The organism is Brevundimonas sp. (assembly GCF_016463295.1).
Classification (GTDB): domain Bacteria; phylum Pseudomonadota; class Alphaproteobacteria; order Caulobacterales; family Caulobacteraceae; genus Brevundimonas.
Genome location: NZ_JAEMRO010000008.1, coordinates 1 through 1587, shown reverse-complemented (window position 1 = coordinate 1587; position 1587 = coordinate 1). Strand labels below are relative to the sequence as shown.

Genomic DNA, 1587 nt, shown 5'->3' with positions numbered 1-1587 from the left:
TGCAACAATCTTGTTGCAACGCTGTTGTGTCTCGGTCCACCCTGACCGGACGCATCAGCCTGCAGGAGCCGCATTGGCGTTCGACGAAATGTCCGGAATGGGCGGCGAGGTCCGCGACAGCTATCGCGGCCTTGCCCGGTGGCTGGCGGACGCGCCTGAGGGCCTGTTGCAGGCCCGGTCGCGTCAGGCCGAGCTGTTCTTTCGCCGCATGGGCATCACCTTCGCCGTCTATGGCGAGGCGGAAAGCAGCGAGCGCCTGATCCCCTTCGACGTGGTGCCGCGCATCATCGGTGCGGCCGAATGGGCGGGGCTAGAGGCGGGCCTGGTCCAGCGGGTCAATGTCATCAACGCTTTCCTGTCCGACATCTATGGCAAGCAAGAGTGTCTGAAGGCCGGGATCATCCCCGCCGAACTGGTGCTGACCAATCCCTACTATGTGCCCCAGATGCAGGGCCGTCGCCCGCCGCGCGACATCTGGGTCCAGATCGCGGGCGTGGACCTGGTTCGCACCGGCGAGGACGGCTTCTATGTGCTGGAAGACAACTGCCGTACGCCGTCGGGTGTCTCCTACATGCTGGAAAACCGCGAGATGATGATGCGGTTGTTCCCCGACCTGTTCGCCGACTATCCGGTGCGTCCGGTCGAGACCTATGCCGACATGCTGCTAGCTTCCTTGCGCGGTTGCGCGCCGCTGGGGGCCGGGTCCGATCCAACGATCGTGCTGCTGACGCCGGGGCCCTACAACTCGGCCTATTACGAGCACTCCTTTCTGGCCGACAAGCTGGGCGTGGAGCTGGTCGAGGGCAGCGACCTGTTCGTCGACGACGACCATGTTTTCATGCGCACCACCCAGGGCCGTCAGCAGGTGGACGTCATCTATCGCCGGCTGGACGACGACTTTCTGGATCCTCTGATGTTCCGCCCGGATTCGGCCCTGGGTGTGCCGGGCCTGATGACGGCCTATCAGGCGGGCAATGTGGCGCTGGCCAATGCGGTCGGCACCGGTGTGGCCGACGACAAGGCCGTCTATACCTACATGCCAGAGCTGGTCCGCTTCTACACGGGCGAGGAGCCGATCCTGAAGAATGTGCCCACCTGGCGCTGCCGCGAGCCGGAGGCGCTGAAAGAGGTGCTGTCTAACCTCGATCAGCTGGTGGTCAAGGAGGTCGGCGGGTCCGGCGGCTATGGCATGCTGGTCGGCCCGGCCTCGACCAAGGCCGAGGTGGAGGCTTTCCGCAAGAAGCTGATCAACGACCCCGACGACTTCATCGCCCAGCCGACCCTGGCGCTGTCGACGGCTCCAACGCTGGACAAGGGCGAGCTATCCAGCCGCCACGTCGACCTGCGCCCCTTCGTCCTGTCCAGCCCGGACGGCGTGAAGGTCGCCCCCGGCGGCCTGACCCGCGTCGCGCTGAAGGCCGGATCGCTGGTCGTCAACTCCAGCCAGGGCGGCGGGACCAAGGACACCTGGGTGCTGGATGTTTGAGATGATGGCACCACATTCCTCCCCCACCGGGGGAGGGGGACCGCGTAGCGGTGGAGGGGGCCTGCCCCAGACACCGGCGCTTGCGGTCAGGCCCCACCACC

The 1587-nt window shown here is 65.8% G+C and carries 1 protein-coding gene; it reads left to right on the top strand.

Annotation, left to right across the window (positions count from 1 at the left end; genetic code table 11):
- The first annotated feature begins 88 nt into the window (after positions 1 to 88).
- Positions 89 to 1486, top strand: coding sequence for a circularly permuted type 2 ATP-grasp protein (locus tag JHC81_RS03815; protein ID WP_366465577.1), 1398 nt, complete (start codon positions 89 to 91; stop codon positions 1484 to 1486).
- The last annotated feature ends 101 nt before the right edge of the window (positions 1487 to 1587 follow it).

Excerpts from the sequence above, each read along its gene's own strand:
- JHC81_RS03815 (WP_366465577.1), top strand. The coding sequence starts at position 89 with ATGTCCGGAATGGGCGGCGAGGTCCGCGACAGCTATCGCGGCCTTGCC.